Source organism: Pseudomonas sp. 2hn (assembly GCF_019646095.1).
Taxonomy (GTDB): domain Bacteria; phylum Pseudomonadota; class Gammaproteobacteria; order Pseudomonadales; family Pseudomonadaceae; genus Aquipseudomonas; species Aquipseudomonas peradeniyensis.
In genome coordinates this window covers 2490334-2511105 of record NZ_CP081016.1, presented here as the reverse complement: position 1 = coordinate 2511105, position 20772 = coordinate 2490334, and the positions used below count along the sequence as shown (strand labels likewise).

The following is a 20772-nucleotide window of genomic DNA, read 5'->3' as shown; positions in this document are numbered from 1 at the left end:
GAGAAAAGCTGAATTGAAGAAGAACGTTCTTATCATTGGTGCAGGAGGTGTCGCCAAGGTGGTGGCCCACAAGTGCGCACAGCATAACGACGAACTGGGTCGTATTGCGATTGCGTCACGGAACATCTCCAAATGCCAGGCCATCATCGACAGCGTCAAGGCCAAGGGTAGCCTCAAGGTACCCGCCGACATCCAGGCCTTCTCGCTCAACGCCCTCGATGTCGAGGCAACCAAGGCACTGATACGCGAGACCGAATCGCAAATCGTGATCAACGTTGGTTCCGCCTTCCTCAACATGTCGGTGCTGCGTGCCTGCATCGATACCGGTGTCGCTTATCTTGACACCGCGATTCATGAAGAACCGGGCAAGATCTGCGAAACCCCGCCCTGGTATGGCAACTACGAGTGGAAGCATCTCGAAGAGTGCCAGCAGAAGAACATTACCGCCATTCTCGGTGTCGGCTTCGACCCGGGTGTGGTGAACAGCTACGCGAAACTCGCGCAGCAGCAGTATTTCGACCGCATTGATTCGATCGACATCCTCGACGTCAATGCCGGTTCCCACGGCAAGTACTTCGCCACCAACTTCGACCCGGAAATCAACTTCCGCGAGTTCACCGGGCAAGTCTGGAGCTGGCAGAACAGCCAGTGGACCAGCAACACCATGTTCGAGGTCAAGCGCACCGACGATCTGCCGGTGGTGGGTTCGCAGAACCTGTACCTGACCGGCCACGACGAAGTGCACTCGATCTCGAAGAACCTCAACGTGCCGAACGTGCGTTTCTGGATGAGCTTCGGCGAGCACTACATCAACGTGTTCACCGTGCTGAAGAACCTCGGCCTGCTTTCCGAGCAGCCGGTCAAGACCGCCGAAGGCCTGGAAGTGGTACCGCTGAAAGTGGTCAAGGCCGTGCTGCCGGATCCGGCTTCGCTGGCCCCGGGCTACACCGGCAAGACCTGCATCGGTGACCTGGTCAAGGGCACCAAGGACGGTCAGCCGCGCGAGGTGTTCATCTACAACGTGGCCGACCACGAGGAAGCCTACGCCGAGACCGACAGCCAGGGCATCTCCTACACCGCCGGCGTGCCGCCGGTGGCCGCCGCGCTGCTGGTTGCCCGTGGCGAGTGGGACGCAGGGCGCATGGTCAACGTCGAGGAGCTGCCGGCCGAGCCGTTCCTCAAGGCGTTGGACGTGATGGGCCTGCCGACCCGCGTCAAGGATGAAAAAGGCGATCGTCCGTGGGACGCTGACGCCTAAGCTGCACGACGAAGGGGCGCCAGATGGCGCCCCTTCTGTTTTTACGGCACCGCGCGCTGCACGGTCCCGACAATGATGCCTTGCTCGCGCAATTGTCGCAGCAAGAGCAGCCCCTGCTGCAGATGCTGATCGCCCAGCGCGCGCAAGCGCTCGCGACCAGTGCCGGGCAGCCCCATCAGCAGCTGCCAGGCCAGCGGCGCCAAGCGGGCGAAACGCACCTGCAGGCCGGCGTCGCGGTACACCAGCAACAAGGTGGGTTGTTCCGCAGCCTCGCTCGGCTGGTGGTCCGGGCCGATGCGCTCCACTGGCCAACGGTAGGCCAGCACCCGTGCCACGCACGACAACAATGGCTCGCCTTCGAGCAGGTCACCCTCAGGATCGTGCGGCGGATCCTCGGCGTCACTCAGGTACAGCTGCGCCTCGATCCATTCATAGTGCGCCAGTTCCAGCTGCCAGGGCGTATCGGGCTCGATACCCTGCAGGTAGTCGATGAATGCCTCGGCGACTTCGGTGAACAGCGGTGTCTGGCTGCGGTAATGGGCGTAGAAATCACGCACCCGCGCATGCCAGCGCTGATCGCCCAAGGTCCGGCGCAACACCGGGAAACTGCCGGCCAGCAGCCCTTCGATGGCGCCGTAGAACAGCTCGCGATAGACCTTCAGGCGCCGTGCCTCGATGCCGGGCGGCGGCGGGTTGGCGGCTGGGTCGCGCAGGTGGCGCGCCAGGGTGAACTGCTGGGTGCACAGGGTCTCAGTCATGGCCTGGCGCTCCATGAGCACGTTGCAGGCTACGGATCCGCGCCGTCTCGGCCAGCAGCTCGGCCAGCGGCGGGTAGTTGAAGTCGCGCTCGAGCACAGTGGGCTGTGCCCCGAAGCGCCGGCAGGCATCGGCGAACAGCACCCAGACATCCTCCTTGACCGGCGCGCCGTGGGTGTCGACCTTCAGGTCCGGCGCCTCGTCGTAATGACCGGCCACATGCATGCCCACCACCCGCTCACGGGGGATGCCGGCGAGGAAGGTTCGGGCGTCGTAGCGGTGGTTGCAGGCATTGACGAAGACATTGTTCACGTCCAGCAACAGGTCGCAGTCGGCCTCGTCGAGCACGGCTCGGACGAAGTCCAGTTCGGGCATCGCCTGGTACGGCGCGGCGTAGTAACTGATGTTCTCCACGGCGATGCGCCGACCTAGCACATCCTGGGCCTGGCGGATGCGTGCGGACACATGGTGGACGGCTTCTTCGGTGAACGGGATCGGCATCAGGTCGTAGAGGTGGCCGTCGTCGCTGCAGTAGCTCAGGTGCTCGCTGTACATCCGCACCTGGTGGCGGTCGAGGAACTGGCGGGTGCGCTCGAGGAACCCCTGGTCCAGCGGCGCGGTACCGCCCAGTGACAACGACAGGCCATGGCAGGCGATGGGAAATCGCTCCGCCAGGCGCGCCAGGCCCTGGCCGAAGGCGCCGCCGACGCCGATCCAGTTTTCCGGGGCGCACTCGAGAAAGTCCACCGCGCCCGCCTCCATCGTCAGCAGGTCGGGCAGCAGGCCACGGCGCAGGCCGAGGCCGGTGTGCAATTGGGGATGGGGCATGATCGCAGGGCTCCGCGGGGCGTTGAACGGCATCGCGGGGCCAGCCCGCTCCCACGCATGGCAGTGTGGAAGCGGGCTGGCCCGGCGATAAGCTTCAGGACTTGCTGGTCAGATGGCTGAACAGCCCATCAGGCATGGCCTTGCCGTTGGCCTTGTAGATCGCCGCCAAGTGATCGTGGGCCTCCTGCTCGGAGATGAAGCCGTCGTGATTGCGGTCGATCTTGTCGAAGTCAGCCGCGCGGTCCTTGGCCACGGCCAGGAATTCCTCGCGGGAGACCTTGCCATCGTGATTGCTGTCAGTGCGGGCGAACGAGGCGTCGCCGCACTTGCCCTCACCGCACTTGCCCTCGGCTCCGGCCTTGGCACTGGCGCCACACTTGCCTTCGCCGCATTTGCCTTCGCTCTGCGTGGCCTTGCCGCCGGCACCGCACTTGCCCTCGCCGCACTTGCCTTCGCCCGGGGTCTTGGCGGCGGCCAGCTGGTAGCCTTGGGCCAGGGGTTCTACGGCAAAAGCACTGTTACCCAATACCATGCCGCCGAGCAGGGTGGCGCCGAGCAGGCCGAGGGTTTGACGGGTCGTTTTCATGGTGTCGCTCCACTGTGGTTGGAAAGTGGAGCCATTGAGCCGCAGCGGTGTGTCGCGGATGTATCGAGGCAGGCGATGTTTTGTATGCCAATGGGTCGCGGCGAAGCGCAGATACACAGTGATACATGAACGACCCCCTGATTGCGCAGAGGGCCGTGATAGAGCGTTCAGTCCTCCAGCGGCTTGGGCGGTACGGCCGGCTTGGCGGGCTTGGCCTTGCTGTCCTTGGTCTTGCTGTCCTTGGCCTTGGGCTCCTCGGGGGCGGCAGCAACCGGCTCGGGCACGGTGACCGCCTTCTCGCTGGCCGGCAGTTCGTCCACCGCCTTGAAGATCACCTGCGGGTCGAGCTTCGCGCCGCTGTCGTCGTCCTTGAGCATATGGCGCTCGCCGTCCTTGCCCACCAGGATCACCTTGGTGCCCTTGCTCGCCCCCAGCTTGAGCTCGCGGATCAGGGCCATGGTGGTCTGCTGCTCGAGGTTCTTGTCCTCGCGCTTGCCCATCATGTTGGCGACGCTGTACAGCACCAGGCCACGCTCCTTGAAGCCGGCCTGGGTAGCGGAGTCTTTAAGCGCCTCTTCCAGGCCGCGCAGGGTCGGGTCGGCCGAACTTGGGGCAATGACCACCAGGGGCCTGGCCTTGCCGAGTTCCTTGGCCAGGGGCGCATCGCTGTCGGCGGCGTACAGGGGGCCGGCTATGGCAAGCAGGGCGGCGAGGGTCAGTGACCGGACGAGCATGGGCATCTCCTTATTATCTCGATAACACCAAAGACTGCGGATCAGGGAGAAAGATCCGACGCGGGAGCCTAAACCACCTGACAAGGCCGCTGCTCAGGCTAAAGGTAACTGGCCATTACCGGATCCTTCCTGACTGGCCGCTGCCTCCCGGAAACCGTCGACGGCTGAGCTGAGCATAGTCCAATGCCCGCGCCCGTGAGACCCGTCAATGCAGCGGCACCTGCCAGCTAAGCGCGTTCCTGGCCAGCGCCTCGCGGGTCAGCGCGACCATAGTGTCGTGCTCGCGCCGCTGGATCCGCGCATGCAGACGGTCGATGGCCTCCTCCGGGGCATCCAGGGCCAGCAGGTCGTCCAGGGTGTCGTGGTCGGCCTGGGGAACCCGCAGGCGTTCGGCAAAGGTCGTTTCCAGGTATTGCCGCCAGAAGCGCAGACCCACCATCCACTCGCTGATCGCATTCTCGGTCTGCGCCGCCCGGATCCAGTTGCGCGCCCAGGCGAGATCCGCCGGCTTGAGGTTGGCCACGCCGCGGTAGAGCATGTCGCTGAGCTCGACCGGCAAGTCCAGCTCGTCGCGCAGGTCGATCCGATAGGCCAGCGCCACCTCCAGCGACTCCACGCCCGCGGTCGGCATGAGCTCGGCGTGGGTCCAGGCCAACTCGTCCAGGCGCTGCAGGCGCCAGAGCTGGCCGCCCAGATGCAGCAGGGCCTGTTCGCGCTGGCCCGGCAGCTTGCCCTGTTCGGCCTGCCAGACTTTCAGGCGTACCTCCAGGTCACTGAAGCGGAACGTCGCGCTATCCTCGCAGCGGGTCACCACCGAGTTGTCGAACAGTTCCTCGCGCAAGGCCGGGTTCTGCTGCATCGCCTGCAACATGCGCAACAGTCGCGCCGCCAGGTAGCGAGCAGCGAACTCGCCTTGAAAGTCCGCAGAATCGGTGAGTTCGGCCAGCAGGTTGAAGAACTCTGCGGAGTTGGCCTCACCCTCCAGTTGAGTCCAGAGCGCCGCCATGTCGTCGCGCACGTCGCGGTCCACCAGATCGAGCCAGCGCAACTGATAAGGCACCCGGGTCTGCGAGACAGGGTTCCAGGTGGTCACCGCATCCGCACTCGCGGCCAGGGGATTGCCGAACAGACTTACCCTGCCCTCGCGCCACAGGTGGGATTGGTAAAAGTCTTCGGGCAGCGTCTCGATACCATTGTCGCTGAGGTCCAGCGTATGCAGGCGCGGAGCTTGCAGAACCCCATCGGGCAAAGCGGTCGCCTCCGTGTTGCTGAGCAGCAAGGCATTGAGCTGCGGCATGCCCCGGACAGAGAGCGTCCTACGCAGCGGGTTGTACGACAGGTTCAGGTAGAACAGCGACCTGCAGTTGGCCAGGGTCCGTTCCTGCTCGGCATCCAGGGTGATCCGGTTACCGGACAGATCGAGCACTTCCAATCGCTCGTTCAGCGACGCCGGCAACTGCTGCAGCTTGCAGTGGGTAATCTCCAGAGTTCGCAAATTGGGAAAGGCGTGCAGAAACGCGTCGGAGATCTCACGTAGCCGCATGGCCCGCAGCGCCAGGCTCGACACATGGGGAAAGCTGACCTGGGCAGGGAGTCTCGGCAATTGCTGCAAGCGGCTGCCGGTCTGGGTCAGCAGGTAGCCTCCGGCCGGCAGCGTGCCATTGGCCTGTTCGGGAATCAGGAACCGCCAGCAGTCCATCAATCCGCGCCCCAGGTCGCGTCGCGCCTCCCATTCGGTGGTGGCGAACGCCTTGCGCTTCCAGCTAGTGAGTGCCTTGCCCAGCAGGGCATGCTGGCGCTCCAGGTCAGTCAGGACCGACTCGACATCGCGCCCCGCCTGCTGCGATTGCTCAAGCCATTGCTGGATCTGCGTATCGGTATACGCCGGGTACAGGTCGCGCAACCTGGCCGTCAATGCGCGCGGCCGGTTGTTGCTGATACCCAACCAGCGGCGCCAACCGCTGAGCGGATAGCCAATGCGGCCATCTTCAAGCCGTTGCGGGGCCATGAACGAGACTGGTGTTCGCTCCAGGCCCAACACACCCGCGACGGACTGGCGTTGCTGTAACGCCCGCCGGGCCAGTTCGCCGCGCAATGATTCGGCGAACGGCTCGCCGATGCCCATCGCCAGCCGCTGGTCGGCGTCGTAACCCTGTGCCAGTACCGTAAACAGCTCGCCCGGCCGGCCGATGGCGCCACCGTTGTGGTCCGCAAGCTGGAAGTCACCGGTGCGATGCACCAGTTGCAGCGCTCGCCCCGTGCCCGAGGTGCTGAGCAATGGCTCGCTGGCGGCGCCATCATAAAGCCGCCAGGCCGGTGCGGTAGCCGCGCCTGGCATCTTTTCGAGCAGCGCCAGGACCACCCTGGCCAGATCGAGGTTCTGCGGGGTATCGAAGGTCAACGCCTCCAGGACCCTGGCCAGGCGAATGTGCCGAACCCGCGTGCTGGCCGCCTGGGCCGTCGCCAGGGGTACACGGCGCTCATCGAACAACACCTGCCGGTCGCTATCGCTTGCCTCGCGCAGCAGCGCCTGTGCGGCCGGCCGATGCAGACTGGCGAAGTCCCGCCGCAAAAGCCGCGTGGCCTCGGAATCGATATTTTGTTCATCGTACAGTTGTCGGAACACAGTTCGACGCGCCTGCCACAGTCGTTCGGCCAGCGCCTGGTTGCTCGTCTGCCCTGCCGCCGGCAAAGACTTGGCCTTGTCCAGCACCACCGCATCGGCGACCTGGGTGCCTGCGCGCAGCCGAGTTGTCGCGTCCTGGATCCGCTCGAACAGTTCCATGCGCGCCACCGTATCGGCCAGCTCAGCCTGCGGTGCCCGGCCATACACATGAAGACCACGCAGGTAACCTGCATCCAGCCCGTGGATCGCCAGCGCCTGATCAATACGCGCACCGTCCAGACGCTCGAACGCACCGCCCAGCCGGCGAAACATCCTGTGCCGGCTCTCCCACTCGCTCGGCGACTCGCTCCACACTCGCCAGGCGCCAGCGTCGTTATGGCGCAGCGAGGGTCCATGCCCCTTGTATGGGAGCAACTGCCATTGCTCGTCGCTCGCCCGCAGACGCACTGGGTAATAGTGCCCCTCCATGCGGATCCAGCGCTGGTTGCCCAACTGATAGACGCCCTGCTCGTCCACTTGCGCGGCGGCAGGCGGCGCGTCACTGCGAAAAGGCGTCAGGTCGCCGCTCCACAGCTTCTCGCTGCCATCTTCGAGCCGGGCCGGCACCAATTCGTCTACCAGGCTCCAGGCCCGCCGCATCACCACCACGCCCGCCACCGTTGCCCCCACCAGCGCGGTACTCTTGCCCACCGTCAACAGGTGATCCAGGGCGGCATTGGTGTCGCCTTCGCTCCAGTCCTCGACGGCCTGAAAGGTCTCCTTCAGTAGATCCCAGGCCATCACCGCCAGCAACGCGATACCAAGCTGGGGTATGAACAGTCCGGCCAGGCCAAGCAACGTCCAGCCTTCGGCCGCCAGACGCTTGTCGTGCTCGGCCTGCAACGCCCGATCAAGCTGGGTCACGGGTGGCGCGATCATCGCGGCGTCGTCCTTGATCTGGGCGATACGGGCGCTGGCCAGATGCTCGAACAATGGGCCTGGGTAGGCATGCATGTGCTCGTCCAGGTCCCGGGTCGCCCAGTCGACCACGTCTCCCAGCCGTTCCTGGACCCTGGTAAAGAACACCTGGCTGTCACGCCTGCGCACGAAGCGGCGGAAGAAGCGCTGGTACTCGACCTTGCGCAGTCGCTTGCCCAGCACTCGCCGGGCAAAGTCCTCCAGGTCGTCACGGGCACTCCAGGGGCCGTGGGGGTCGCCAGGGATGTACACCAGCACGCGCTTGCTGGTATCGCGTAGCCACCCCTTGTCGATCACATCCAGCACGACGATCTGCTGCAGCTCGCAACCGAATGCCTTCATCTGCTTGGCGATCACCGGGGCACCGGCAAGCCTGCCCGGTTTCCCGTCGCGATAGAGGCCGATGATCAAGGCCAGTTCGGTGTCGCTCAGCACGCCTTCGGCCCTGGCCTTACAGGCATCGATCAGCAGGTTGGCCTGCTGCAACTGCCTGAACAGCGACTTGGCATCCTGCCCGGCAATACCCGAATCCAGCACGCCAGCGAGGTGACGTTGGTACTGTGAGCCCAGGTCGAGCTCCCGGCACAAGGCGGCAAAACCCTTGGCGTCCGGAGCAGACAGGCCCCTCCCCGCTTCGTCCACCACCGCGTTGCGCCGCGGCTGCCCGTTGGCGCCAGCTTCCTGCGCGGTAAAGTTGCACAAGGCCGCTTCCAGCAAGGGAATCTCGTAGTCGCTCGTCCCCTGCAACGGATAGCGCCCGGCAATCAGGCCACCCTCGTTCGCAACGTGGAAATACTGCCGGCGAAAGGACAAGCTATCGACAGGCTGGCCGACAGCATGGCGGTCGCCCAGGGCTTGCTGCAATAGCGGCCTGGCAAACTGGTCGATACCCTGAATCCGTGCCAGCACCCTGCGCAACCCCTGACGACAGCGCAAACTGGTCTTGAGCGCTTCGCCCAGCACGGCGAACTGAGCCGGGTTCAGCCCACCCAGCCACGGTGGCAGGCGTCGGGCAACCAGGCGATCCTGGTAGGCCTGTTCGATAGCCAGCGTATCGATGTTGCTTGCTTCCCCTTTGACTACGGTGCCCATCTCGTTACTCCGGCTCGAAAAGGTCTACGAGCCTAACGGGCACCTGCGCATGCCTGACGCTAACCCATTACCACCTTTGCGCAAATCCAGCCTGCTCAGGCCCTGTCCAGGGATATCGTCCTGGCCCTGCCCATGGCTTCGCGGGTCAACTGCAGCATCACCTCATGCTCCCGTTGCTGGTTGTCGATATGCAGACGTGCGATGTCCTGTTCCCTGTCGCCAAGGTCCATGAGCCGTTGCAGCTCCTCATGCATGCGTGGAGGGACCTTGAGCCGACTGGCATAGTTGGCCCGAAGGTAGTCCTGCCAGAACGGCTGCCTGGCCAGGTACTGGGCCAGGCTATCCGCCGACTGCGCGACAACGACGGCATGCGTGGCATTGTGCAGGTCCCAGGGAGTGAGGTTTGGAATGCCGGCGTAGAGCATGTCATCCTGCTGGATCGGCAGGTCGAGCTTGCTGCGCAACGCAATGCGGTAGGCAAGGGCGAACTCGATAGACTCGCTGCTCGCGCCCGCACTGAGCGCATGCTCCGCCGCGAATTGATCCAGCACGTTCATCCGCCAGAGTTGCCCGCCCAGGTGCAGCAGCGCCTGTTCCGGCTGACGTGCCAGTTCGCTGTGTCGCGCCCGCCACACCAGTACACGTAGTTCGAGGTCGGTGAAGCGAATCGTTGCGTTGTCCTGGCAGTCGGTCACGGCAGCGTTGTCGAACAACTCCCGCTTGAGCACAGGGTCTCGACTCATGAATTCGAACATGTCCAGCAGGCGCACCGCGAAATTCCTGGCCAATGGCGCCGACTTGAAGTTACCCGATGAAGTCAGCGCGGCCAGCGTGTTGAAAAAGTCGGCAGAACCCTGTTCCGTTTCCAGTTGCGTCCACAGGGCAGACATGTCGTCACGCCTTTCGGCTGGCACGACATCCAGCCAGCGCAGGCGGTAAGGCACGCGACTGGCTTCCAGCCAATGCCATCGGCTCAAGGACTCCGGCGCTGCAGCGAACAGGTTGCCGTGAAGGTTGACTCTACCCACCCGCCACAGGTCCGACTGGTGAAAGTCTTCGGGGAACTCGTACAGCGCATTGTCCCTGAGGTCCAGCGTGTGTAGCTCCGGGCTGTCCATGACCCCATAGGGGAAGCTGTCCAACTGACTGGCTTGAAGATGCAAGGCATTGAGCCTGGGCATGCCGAAAACCGAGAAGCTCCTGCCCAAGGGATTGAAAGAGAGATTGAGATACACCAGTGACTGGCAACTGGCCAGAACCAGGGCTTGTCCCTCATCCAGTGCGATCTGGTTGCCCGAAAGGTCAAGCACCTCTAGCTGCCCGGTGAGGGTTTCCGGCAAAGGCAGGCGTTTGAGCCGACAGTGGGTGATCTCCAGGCTGCGCAAATTGGGAAATGCCCTCAGAAAATCATCCGGAATCGACTCCAGGCGCATGTCATGCAGCCCGAGAATAGAGATGTGGGGGAAGCTGACGGACGACGGAATACTCGGCAGGTACTGCAGACGACTGCGAACCTGGAACAACATGTAGCGCCGCGGCTCCTCCAGGTCACCCTCCAGCTCCGGGACCAGCCAGCGCCAGCAGTCGATCAGGCCCTTGCGAAGGGCACGCCGAGCCAACAGTTCGAATGTGGGAAATGCACCGCGAACCCACTGTTTCAGGTGGTTGTTCAGTACGTTGTATTGTTGCTCCAACGCTTCCAGGCGCGCCCGTGCGTCTTCTCCCTCCAGCCAACGTCCGATCTGCTCATCACTGAACGCCGGATAGAGGTCTCGCAGCCTCGCCTGCAGGGCCCTCGGTGGACGCTGGCCCATGGTCGCCCAGAACCGTCCACCACTCAACGGATAACCTATCCTGCCATCGCCCAGCTGCAGTGGGACCAGGAACGCATCGCCTGGCTGGTTCGCACCCAGCCACGTCGTGATCATGCTCCGCTTGCTGCTGGCATCCGTCAGCAAGCGAGCCCGCAAGGCAGACGCATTGGGTGTCTCAAGACCAAGCGTGGTCCAATGTTCGCTAGCATAGGCTTGGGCCAAGGTGTCGAACAGCTCGCCCATGCTCGATCCAGCCGCAACGTCGCTGGTACGACAGCTGAATACGCCACTGCGATGAACAAGGTCGAAAGGCGTTCCTTGCCCCGCCGTGGTCAGCAATGGCTGGTCGGCATCGCCATCGAACAATCGCCAGCCAGGTCTGGTCGCGGCGCCCGGCAGGCGTGCGAGCAGGTGCAGGACAACCCTCCCGAGATCGAGTGTCTGCGGTGTGTCGAATACCAGCGCTTCGTACACACGGGTCATGCGGATACCCATGACCTGGGTTCTGGCGGCCTGGGCCATGGACAACGGCACCCGCCGGGTTAGCAGCAACGCCGTCTGGTCATCGACGCTGGCTGTTCGCCAGACCTCATCTGCCGCCAGACGATGCAGGCTGGTGAAACTGCCGCGCAGGATCGAACTGGCTTCGGTGTCGGGAAACGCCGAGTCATACAATTGCTGCAACAGGACACGGCGATGGGCCCACACCACATCGGCCAATGACTCACCGTCCTGACCCGATGCATCAGGCAGGCTGCGCGCGCGCTGCAGCAGTGCCGTATCGGCAATGGTCGCACCGCTGCGCAGTTGCTGAACCAGATTTCCGATACGGCCGGCCAGCAGGAGGCGACTGGCCGTGTCAATCACTGCCGCGTCCGGGCGCCGGGCAAAGACATGCCAGGCCCGCAGCTGATCCTCGTTCAAAGCGTGAATGGCCATGACATGCTCGATCTGCTGTTCGTCGAGCGCGCTGAATGGCCGGCCCAGGCGACGAAGCATCATGGGCGAACCGCTCCACTCGGCCGGTTGCTCGTGCCAGAGCCGCCAGGCCCCCGCACCGTTGTGACGCAACTGCGGGCTGTGCCCTTGATAGGACGAAAGGTGCCAAGGCTCGCCGGCACTGTCTTGACTGATCGGATACCAGTGCCCCTGCATCTCGACCCAACTGTTCGCACCATGCCGGTGAATACCCTGTTCGTCGATGACCGCATCGCTCGGTGGCGCTTCGCCTCGGTAGGGCTGCAAGTCGCCGTTCCACAGTTTTTCACCGCCATCGTTCAGCCGCGCCGAGACCCAGCTGTCCACTTTGCTCCAACCGCGACGCGCCAAGGTAACGGTTGCGGCGGTCGCGACCAGCACCACCGTACCCTTGCCAACATGCAACCAGTGCTCCAGCGCGGCATCGCGCTCGTCGTGACGCCAATCATCAACGGCCTGAAAACACTCGCGCAGCAGCTCGTAAACCATCACCGCCGCCAGCGCCGCGCCAAGCACCGGCACGAACATCCCGGCCACGCTCAGCAACATCCAGCCTTCAGCCAGCAATTGCCTGTCGTGCTCGGCCTGCACCTGGCGGTCCAATTGCGCCACGGGCGTGGCGATCATCGCAGCATCGTCCTTTATCTGGGCGATCCAGGCATCCGCCAGATGCTCGAACAACGGCATGGGCTGGCCCGAGGTCTGCTCATCGAGATCGCGGGTCGCCCAGGATGCGACGTCATTCAGACGCTTGCGGATCGCCGAGAACACCCGGTGGCTGTCACGACGACGCACGAAGCGGCTGAAGAACCGACGGTAGTCATCCTTGCGCAATCGCTGGCCAAGCACATGACGTGTGTAACCCTCAAGATTGTCATTGGCACTCCATGCGCCTTGTGGATCGCCTGGCACGTATACCAGTACCCGCTTTCTGGTATTGAAGATCACCCCTTCATCAATGACATCCAGTACAACGACGCGCTGCACCGCGCATCCGAAGATCTTCAGTTGCCTGGCATGGACCTGAGCGTCATCGAGCCGGCCTAGCTGGTCGTCACGACACAATCCGATCACCAATTGCAGCTCGGCCTCGTTCAACACTCCCCGCGCCTTGGCCTGCAAGGCATCGGCAAGCATGCTGCGGCGCAGGAACTGAGCCAACAATGCCTTGACGCTCTGTCCATCAGTATCTTCGAGCAGTATCGAGTCGAGGTGTTGCTGATACCGCTGTCCCAAGTCCAATGTTCGGCACATCCTGGCAAAGGACAGCGCCGACAGGCTGGTCTGGTGCTTACCCTTGTCATCGACCACGGCGTTGCGCCGCGGTTGCTGACGGCACTCCTGCTCGGTGAAATTGCGCAGTGCTGCCTCGAGCAACGGCACATCGTAGTAATCGCTGTCCATGGCAGGCACGCGTGTAGACCAGTAGCTGACAGTGGGTGACTCGTAGACATACCAACGACGAAAATACAGGTTGCCGATATCCATCGTGTCCTGGGTGGCAGGCAAATCCAGCAGGGCATGGAGCGGATGCTGCAAGGTATCGAGCGTCTGATCCAGCAACGGCCTGGCGAAATCGTCGATGTTGGTGATCCGGGCAAACACCGCCGAAAGCTTCTGCTCATAGCTCATGAGATTGCGCAAGGCATCACCGAGCAGCGTGAACTCGGCCTCGCTCAACCGCATGACCCACTCGGGCAGACGCTTGACGATCAGTTGGTCCTGGTAGGCCTGGGCCACGGCCAGGGTATCGACTGCAACCGATGGCTGCTGGGTGGTGCTGTGCATGCTGACCTCCAAGGTGCGTGGAGGCCCGAGGCTAGGCAAAACGAGGCGATAGCAATGATTAGATAGCTAACACCCGCTCAGAACAGCAGCAGTTGTCGATCAGTCAGACGGGTGAAGTCATCGTTGACGAACGGCAAGATGGCGTCGGCCACCGGCTGCAACTGGCGGCTCAGGTAGTGCTGATAGTCGATCGGCGCCTGCAGGTTCTCCAGCGGCTGCGGGCCGGCGGTGGTGATCACGTAACTGATCCAGCCGCCGCGCTGGTACTGCAAGGGCCGGCCGAGACGGCTGTTGTATTCGTCCGCAAGCCTTGCTGCGCGCACATGCGGCGGGACGTTGCGCTGGTAGTCGGCCAACGGCCTGCGCAGGCGCTTGCGGTAGATCAGCAGCTCGTCCTGTTCGCCAGCCAGGGTGCGTTCGACGTAGCCACGCACATAGTCACGGTAGGGCTGGCCACGGAACACCCGGCCATACAGCTCCTGCTGGAACTGCCGGGCCAGCGGCGACCAGTCGGTGCGTACCGATTCCAGGCCCTTGTAGACCATCTCCTCGTTGCCGTCGGCACGCTGCACCAGGCCGGCGTAACGCTTCTTGCTGCCCTCGTCGGTGCCGCGGATGGTCGGCATGAGAAAACGCCGGTAGTGGGTTTCGTACTGCAACTCCAAGGCACTTTCCAGGCCGAGGGTATCGGCCAGGTGCTGCTGCCACCACTGGTTGACCTCGGCCACCAACTCGCGGCCGATGCGCGCGGCGGCGTCCTCGTCGTGGGCCCCCTTGAGCCAGACGAAGGTGGAGTCGGTGTCGCCGTAGATCACATCAAAGCCCCGCGCCTCGATCAGCGCCCGGGTCTGACGCATGATCTGGTGCCCGCGCATGGTGATCGACGAGGCCAGCCGTGGGTCGAAGAAGCGGCAGCCACTGGAGCCGAGCACGCCATAGAAGGCGTTCATGATGATCTTCAGTGCCTGCGAAAGCGCCGCGTTGCCCGCGCGCTTGGCCGCCTCGCGCCCCTGCCAGACACGCTCGACGATCGCCGGCAGGCAATGCTGGCGACGCGAGAAACGGCCGCCGCGAAAGCCCTCCACCGAATGCGCATCGTCCGGCTGGCGCAGACCCTCGACCAGCCCCACCGGATCGATGAGGAAAGTGCGGATGATCGAGGGGTACAGGCTCTTGTAGTCGAGCACCAGCACCGAGTCGTACAGTCCGGGCCGCGAGTCCATGACGAAACCGCCCGGGCTGGCCTCGCCCTCGCCGCCGACGAGGTTCGGCGCGACATAGCCCAGGCGGTGCATGTGCGGGATGTACAGGTGGCAGAACGCAGCCACCGATCCGCCGCTGCGGTCCACGGCCAGCCCGGTGACCGAGGCCCGTTCGAGGAGGAACTCGAGCAAGCGGGTATGGGCGAAGATCCGCGTCACCAGCTCGCAGTCCTTGAGGTTGTAGCGGGCCAGGGCCGGCTTGTCCTCGGCGAAGCGGCGATTGATCTCGTCCATGCGCTGGTACGGTGTGTCGATGGCCTTGCCCTCGCCCAGCAACTGCTGCGCGACGCTCTCAAGGCTGAACGAGGGGAAGCTCCAGGTCGCCGAGCGCAAGGCCTCGATGCCGTCGATCAGCAATCGGCCTGGGGCCTCGGCAAAGAAGTGGCTACGGCTGCCGTGCTCGCGCAGGTGCATCGGCGCGCCGTCACGGCCCAGGCACAACGGCACGTTCAGGCGCTGGGCATGCTCGTGCAGCAGGCGCAGGTCGAACTGCACCAGGTTCCAACCGATGATCGCATCGGGGTCGTGGCGGGCCAGCCACTGGTTGAGGCAGACGATCAGCTCGGCGCGGTCGGCGCAGTAGTGCAGGTCGAAGTCCAGCTGGTCCGCCTCGCCGTTGGCCGGGCCGAGCATATAGACCTGGCGCTGGCCACAACCTTCCAGGGCGATGCTGTACAGCTCGCCGCGTTCACTGGTCTCGATGTCCAGCGACACCAGGCGCAGCGGCGGACGGTAGTCCGGGTCGGGCTTGAGCTGGGCATCGTGCAGGACGCCCTGGCTGTCGGGGCGGCCATCGAAAAGCACCGGGGCGGTGATGAAACGCTCCATCAGGTAGCGTTCCGGGGGGCGGATGTCGGCTTCGAACACCTCGACACCGGCGGCGCGCAGGCGCTTTTCCAGGGCGATCAACTGGCGGTGCTGGCGGCAGTACAGGCCCATCACCGGGCGCAGGTCGAAGTCACGCAATTGCAGCGGCTTGAGTTCGACGCCCTGTTCATCGGCCAGCAGCGCCCGGGCGTGGGCGGCCTGGGCGGCGGGAATGAACGCAACCGAGGGCTGGGCGGCCAGGCGCAGGCGCCGTGGGCCCTGGTCGGTGGCCAGCCAGAACTCCACGCAGGTGCCCTCGGGCGTGTCATGCCAGTGGCGGGTCAGGACGAAGCCTTGTTGCAACGGCACTGCGGGAACCTCGAATCGCTGCTTTTCTCACATGGGCCGATTGTACCGTTCCTCTTGGCATAAAGGGGTGTTTCCAGGCCTGGCCCTATCGCGGGGCAAGCCCGCTCCCACGCCCTGCCAGGATTCGAACGTGGGAGCGGGCTTGCCCCGCGATTGCGGCCGATCAGGCTAACGTGCGCCCGCGACGAACCCGGTCCGCCGCCCGCTCAACACCAGCAGCCACGCCAGCGCGACCAACCCCAGCACCACCACGCCAAACGACCCGACCCCGGCGCCGACCAGCAGCAGCCCGCCAATGATCCCCCCCAGGGCGATCGCGCTGTTCCACACCGTCACCAGCATCGACTGCGCCACATCGCCGCCCTCGCCCGCCGCATCGGCGCAGGCGGTCTGCAACAGCGTCGGCGCACCGCCATAGGTCATCCCCCACAGCGCCACGCTGACATGCACCAGCCAGGCAGCACCTTGCGCCTGCCCCAAGGCCAGGGTCGCCAGGGCGAACCCGGCCAGGCACAGCAACACCAGCCCGCGCAGATGACGGTCGACACCCAGGCCCACCAGCACGATACCGGCCAGCGAGGCCAGGCCGAAGGTCATCAGCACCTGGCCCACCTCGGCCGCCATGCCCGCCGCCGCCAGCAGCGGCACGATGTAGGTGTAGAGAATGTTATGCCCGAGGATCCACGCCAGGATCACCAGCAACACCCGCGCCACGCCCGGCGTGCGCAGCACTGCCAGCGCCGCAGGGCGTTTGCCGGCGGCCTGGCCGGGGAAGTCCGGCACCGCCCGCACCACCCAGACGGTCAGCAGCAACGCCGCGACCGTGACCACCACGAAGGCCGCGCGCCAGCCCAGCCAGGCGCCGAGCCAGGTGCCGATGGGCAGGCCCAGTGACAGCGCGATGGGCTGGCCCAGCATCGCCACCGCCATGGCCCTGCCCTGCTGGGCCGGCGCCACCATGCGCCGCGCATGGCCGGCAATCAGCCCCCAGGCCAGGCCGGCAGCTGCACCGGTGAGAAAGCGCAGGCACAGGGTGAGGATGTTGTCCGGCGACACGGCAGTCAGCCCGTTGAACAGCACGAACCCGGCAATCGCCAGCAGCAGTGCGCGGCGTCGCCACCAGCCCTGGGTCAGGGTTACCAGTGGAATGGCGGTGAGCAGCGAACCCAGGGCATAGGCCGTGACCCACTGCCCGGCCATGGCCTGGCTGATCTGCATGCCGTCGGCGATCTGGTCGAGCAGGCCTGCCGGCAGGGTTTCGCTGAGGATGGCGATGAAGCCGGTCAGGGCCAGGGCCAGCAGGCCGCTCAGGGGCAGGCGCGCGGCACTGGCGGGGGATGCGGCGACGCTCGCCGTCGGGGAGGGTGAATGCATGGTTGTCTCCGGCTATCGATCAAGGCAGGCATGGTGCGCTGCTGGGGTATTGCGGAAAAAGCCGGGTACAATTCCACTCAGTCAGGACATCAATGTCCGCAATCGGAGCGCAGCATGGACAGCCTCAGCGGCTTCATGATCTTCAACCGAGTCGCCGAGACCCGCAGTTTCGTCGCCGCCGGCCAGTCGCTGGGGATCAGCGCCTCCGCCGTGGGCAAGCGCGTGGCGCGGCTGGAGGAACGCCTGGGCGTGCGCCTGTTCCACCGCAGCACGCGCAGCATCACCCTGACCGCCGAGGGCACGCTGTTCCTCGAACGCAGCCGGCGCATCCTCGCCGAAATCGAAGCCACCGAGCAGGAACTGTCCCAGGCCAGCGGCGCGCCTCGCGGACGCCTGCGGGTGAGCCTGCCGCAGGTGACCGGGCTGGTGATGCCGGCGCTGGCCGAGTTCATGGCGCGCTACCCCGAGATCGAACTGGACCTGGACTTCAGCGACCGCATGGTTGACATCGTCGGCGAGGGCTTCGACGTGGTGATGCGCGGTGGCCAGCCGCTGGACTCGCGGCTCAACGCCAAGTTCCTCGGGCACTTCCAGCATCGCCTGGTGGCGTCCCCGGAGTACCTGCGCGAGCGCGGCACGCCGCAGCATCCCCGCGAACTGGCCGGGCACAGCTGCCTGCACTACCGCTTCCCCAGCAGCGGCAAGCTGGAAACCTGGCCGCTGCGCCGGGAGCACCCCGAGCAGGACTACGCGCTTCCCATCTCGATGGTCTGCAACCATGTCGAGACGCGCATCTGCTTCGCCCTCAACCACCGTGGCATCACCTGCCTGCCGGACTTCAGCGTGCGCAAGGAACTGGCGGCAGGCAGCCTGGTGAGCGTGCTCGACAGCTTCATGGAGCGGCGCGGCAGCTTCTACCTGCTGTGGCCATCGGGTCGGCAGATGCCGCCCAAGCTGCGGGTGTTCATCGACTTCATGCTCGAACGCGTGCTGCCCGCCACCGACCTCAGCCGTACAGGTAGCTGATGTCCTTGTGCGACAACGCCGGCACCTGCGCCACCAGGTAGTCGCGCAGCTTGTGCATCTGGTGGGCCTTGGGGCTGGCCTTGAGCCAGGTCATGTAGTAGCCGTCGCCGGTGGCCACTGCGTGGGGGAACGGCGTGACCAGGTTGCCCGCGGCCAGGTCGGCGCTGGCCAGCACCAGGTCGACCACCGAGATACCCAACCCCTGCTGGGCGGCCGAGATGCCCTGGTCGAGGGTGTCGAATACCTGGCCTTGGTCGATGCTGATGTCCAGCGCGTCCATGCGCGCCAGCCAGCGCCGCCAGTCGCGGCGGTCCGGCGAGGGGTGGAGGAACTCGCAGCCGGAGAGCACCGACAGTTCCGGTCGGGCCTGCTCGAGGTAGCTCGGGTGGCACACCGGGATCAGCCATTCATCGAACAGCTTCAGGCTCTCCACGTCTGCCGGGAAGCGCCCGTTACCCAGCAGGATGGCGCAGTCATAGGGTTCGGAATAGAAGTCCACCGCGTCGATGTCCATCCACACGCTGGACAGTTGCACCGAGCAGCTGTTGTCGACCCGCTTGAAGCCGTCCAGGGCCCTGAGCAGCCAGCGCACGGTGAGCGTGGACGGCGCCTTCAGGCGCACGCCGTAGCGGTCCTGGCGCAGCAGCGCGCAGGCGTTCTCGATGATCTTGAAGCCGACCTTGAGTTCCTGGGCCAACAGCCGGCCATGCTCGGTCAGGCGCAGCTTGGGGCCGCGACGCTCGAACAGGTCGCAGCCGAACAGGGCTTCGAGGGTCTTGATGTGGTGGCTGACCGCGCCCTGGGTCAGGGCCAGTTCCTGGGCCGCGCGGGTGAAGGAGCCGTAGCGCGAGGCCACTTCGAAGGCGCGCAGGGCGTGCAAGGCTTGAATCCGTTCCGACATGGCGCCTTCCAGAGCATGAGTGAAGCTAATAGTAGGTCATAGATCCAGGCGTTTTACAACGCGCGAACCATCTCGGAAAATGCCGGTAAATAACAATTAAATATAGCAAACCGGCTGAGATGTAACGAAAACGATCTATTGAACGAGAAGTCCTACTAAACACTGCATACGGATATGCCTGGGGAAATCATGTTTACGGGTTATGGAAACTGCTACCGCCTGGATGCGCTGGAGCTCGCCGATGAACATGTCCAGAACCGCCACCACTGGACGCACAAGACCATAGAACACTTCAAGGAAACCCTCGCCAACCCCGACTTCCCGTGCCTGTTCGGGCGCAAGGCGGTCAACGCGCGCACCTGCCATATCGTCTTCGCCCGTGCCGAACGGCTGGCCGACGATATCGCCCGGGGCCTGGGCGACTACATCCGCACCATCGAGCCGATTCCGCTCAAGCAGCGCATCGGCAACCCGCTGCTGGTGTTCCTCGAGACAGCGCCAGACACCACGCTGCAGGCGCAACAGGCACTGGCGTGGGATGTGCTGAACCAGGTCCATGCGCGCGACCCGCAACCCTGGCCCGAAGAAGTACCGCAGGATCCGCACGACACGCGCTGGTCGTTCTGCTTCGCCGGCATGCCGCTGTTCATCAACATGAGCTTCCCCGCCCACCGCTTGATGAAAAGCCGCAACCTGGGCCGGCACATCGCCTTCGTCATCAACCCGCGGGAGAGCTTCGACGAGGTCGCCAGCGCCAGCACCGAAAGCGGCCAGCGCATCCGTGCACGCATCCGTGATCGGGTGCGCCACTACAACGACGGCGTCATGCCCGACACCCTGGGCTTCTTCGGCCAGGACGACAACTTCGAATGGAAGCAGTACCAACTGCAGGAGCCCGGTTCGCCGAGCCCGGCGCGCTGCCCGTTCCATGCCCACGCAACCGCTGCAACCCTCACCGAGAACTGATCGTGAATACCGCACTGACCGCCACCTATGCCCTCACCGTCCTGCTGCTGATCGCCACGCCCGGCCCGGTGGTGGCCCTGATCGTCAACACCGCCGCCGCCTCGGGCTCGCGCAAGGCCCTGTTCACCGCCGTCGGCACCAACTGGGCGTCACTGGTGCTGATCGGCGCGGCCGCCTGGATCATCCTCACCAGCGCGGCAATCGACAAGACCTGGCTCAGCGCCATGAGCCTGCTGGGCTGCCTGTTCATCGGCTACATCGCCCTGGGCACCCTGCGCGAGGCGCTGCAGGCCCCGGTCGACAACGCCCCGCAGGCCCCGACCAGCACGCAACCGGGCCGTGGCGGCCTGGTACAGGGCTTCATGGTCGGTATCTCCAACCCCAAGGACATCATCTTCTTCATTGCCTTCTTCCCGCAGTTCATCCAGATCACCGAGTCGTTCGGCAAGAGCATGGTGGTGCTGTCGCTGCTGTGGATCGCCATCGATTTCGCCGTGCTCAGCCTGTACATCTTCGCCATCGGCAAGATCGCCTCGCCGCGCAGCAACCGGGTGATCAGCCTGGCCTCGGGGGTCGCCCTGCTGCTGATCGCCGCCGTCGGCCTGGCCTACAACCTCAAGGAGCTGGCCGCCTGAGCCAACCCCGAAAAA

13 protein-coding genes are annotated in these 20772 nt (G+C 64.7%); 4 read left to right on the top strand and 9 right to left on the bottom strand.

What is annotated here, in order from left to right; genetic code table 11:
* Window positions 1-13: 13 nt before the first annotated feature.
* The gene (locus K2O50_RS11430) at window positions 14-1258 is read left to right on the top strand and encodes a saccharopine dehydrogenase family protein (protein WP_050705146.1); all 1245 of its coding nucleotides are present in this window, start codon (window positions 14-16) and stop codon (window positions 1256-1258) included.
* Window positions 1259-1299: 41 nt separating this feature from the next.
* Here the strand turns inward: K2O50_RS11430 and K2O50_RS11425 are convergent, their stop codons facing one another.
* The 8 genes from K2O50_RS11425 to K2O50_RS11390 all read right to left on the bottom strand — a co-directional run bounded on the left by K2O50_RS11425 (window position 1300) and on the right by K2O50_RS11390 (window position 17229).
* On the bottom strand, window positions 1300-2016 hold the full coding sequence (locus K2O50_RS11425) for a DUF2063 domain-containing protein (RefSeq protein WP_050705145.1): 717 nt from the start codon (window positions 2014-2016) through the stop codon (window positions 1300-1302).
* A complete protein-coding gene (locus K2O50_RS11420; RefSeq protein WP_050705156.1) occupies window positions 2009-2842 on the bottom strand; it encodes a DUF692 domain-containing protein in 834 nt (277 codons plus the stop codon). Before K2O50_RS11420 ends, K2O50_RS11425 begins: the two co-directional genes overlap by 8 nt.
* Before the next feature lie 94 nt (window positions 2843-2936).
* Complete coding sequence (locus tag K2O50_RS11415; protein WP_050705144.1) at window positions 2937-3428, bottom strand: hypothetical protein; 492 nt, start codon at window positions 3426-3428, stop codon at window positions 2937-2939.
* Window positions 3429-3595: 167 nt separating this feature from the next.
* A complete protein-coding gene (locus K2O50_RS11410) occupies window positions 3596-4162 on the bottom strand; it encodes a DUF4174 domain-containing protein (protein ID WP_050705143.1) in 567 nt (188 codons plus the stop codon).
* Between the two features lie 205 nt (window positions 4163-4367).
* Window positions 4368-8837 carry an NEL-type E3 ubiquitin ligase domain-containing protein gene (locus tag K2O50_RS11405; protein WP_050705142.1) on the bottom strand — a complete coding sequence of 1490 codons (4470 nt, stop codon included), beginning with the start codon at window positions 8835-8837 and terminating at the stop codon, window positions 4368-4370.
* Between the two features lie 95 nt (window positions 8838-8932).
* Entirely contained in the window at window positions 8933-13417 is a 4485-nt protein-coding gene (locus K2O50_RS11400; protein ID WP_050705141.1) for an NEL-type E3 ubiquitin ligase domain-containing protein, read from the bottom strand.
* 77 nt (window positions 13418-13494) lie between these two features.
* Complete coding sequence (locus K2O50_RS11395) at window positions 13495-15855, bottom strand: DNA polymerase II (protein ID WP_050705140.1); 2361 nt, start codon at window positions 15853-15855, stop codon at window positions 13495-13497.
* 168 nt (window positions 15856-16023) lie between these two features.
* The gene (locus K2O50_RS11390) at window positions 16024-17229 is read right to left on the bottom strand and encodes an MFS transporter (RefSeq protein ID WP_050705139.1); all 1206 of its coding nucleotides are present in this window, start codon (window positions 17227-17229) and stop codon (window positions 16024-16026) included.
* A 114-nt stretch (window positions 17230-17343) separates the two neighbouring features.
* On the opposite strand from K2O50_RS11390, the gene K2O50_RS11385 reads away from it, so the two are divergent.
* Window positions 17344-18255 carry a LysR family transcriptional regulator gene (locus tag K2O50_RS11385; RefSeq protein ID WP_050705138.1) on the top strand — a complete coding sequence of 304 codons (912 nt, stop codon included), beginning with the start codon at window positions 17344-17346 and terminating at the stop codon, window positions 18253-18255.
* Here K2O50_RS11385 and K2O50_RS11380 read toward each other — a convergent pair.
* A complete protein-coding gene (locus K2O50_RS11380) occupies window positions 18236-19156 on the bottom strand; it encodes a LysR substrate-binding domain-containing protein (RefSeq protein ID WP_050705137.1) in 921 nt (306 codons plus the stop codon). The genes K2O50_RS11385 and K2O50_RS11380 overlap by 20 nt on opposite strands.
* A gap of 189 nt (window positions 19157-19345) precedes the next feature.
* Here K2O50_RS11380 and K2O50_RS11375 point away from each other — a divergent pair, with 189 nt between their 5' ends.
* Together K2O50_RS11375 and K2O50_RS11370 are read left to right on the top strand one after the other, a co-directional pair.
* A complete protein-coding gene (locus tag K2O50_RS11375; RefSeq protein ID WP_050705155.1) occupies window positions 19346-20122 on the top strand; it encodes a YqcI/YcgG family protein in 777 nt (258 codons plus the stop codon).
* A gap of 2 nt (window positions 20123-20124) precedes the next feature.
* A complete protein-coding gene (locus K2O50_RS11370) occupies window positions 20125-20757 on the top strand; it encodes a LysE family translocator (RefSeq protein ID WP_050705136.1) in 633 nt (210 codons plus the stop codon).
* The last annotated feature ends 15 nt before the right edge of the window (window positions 20758-20772 follow it).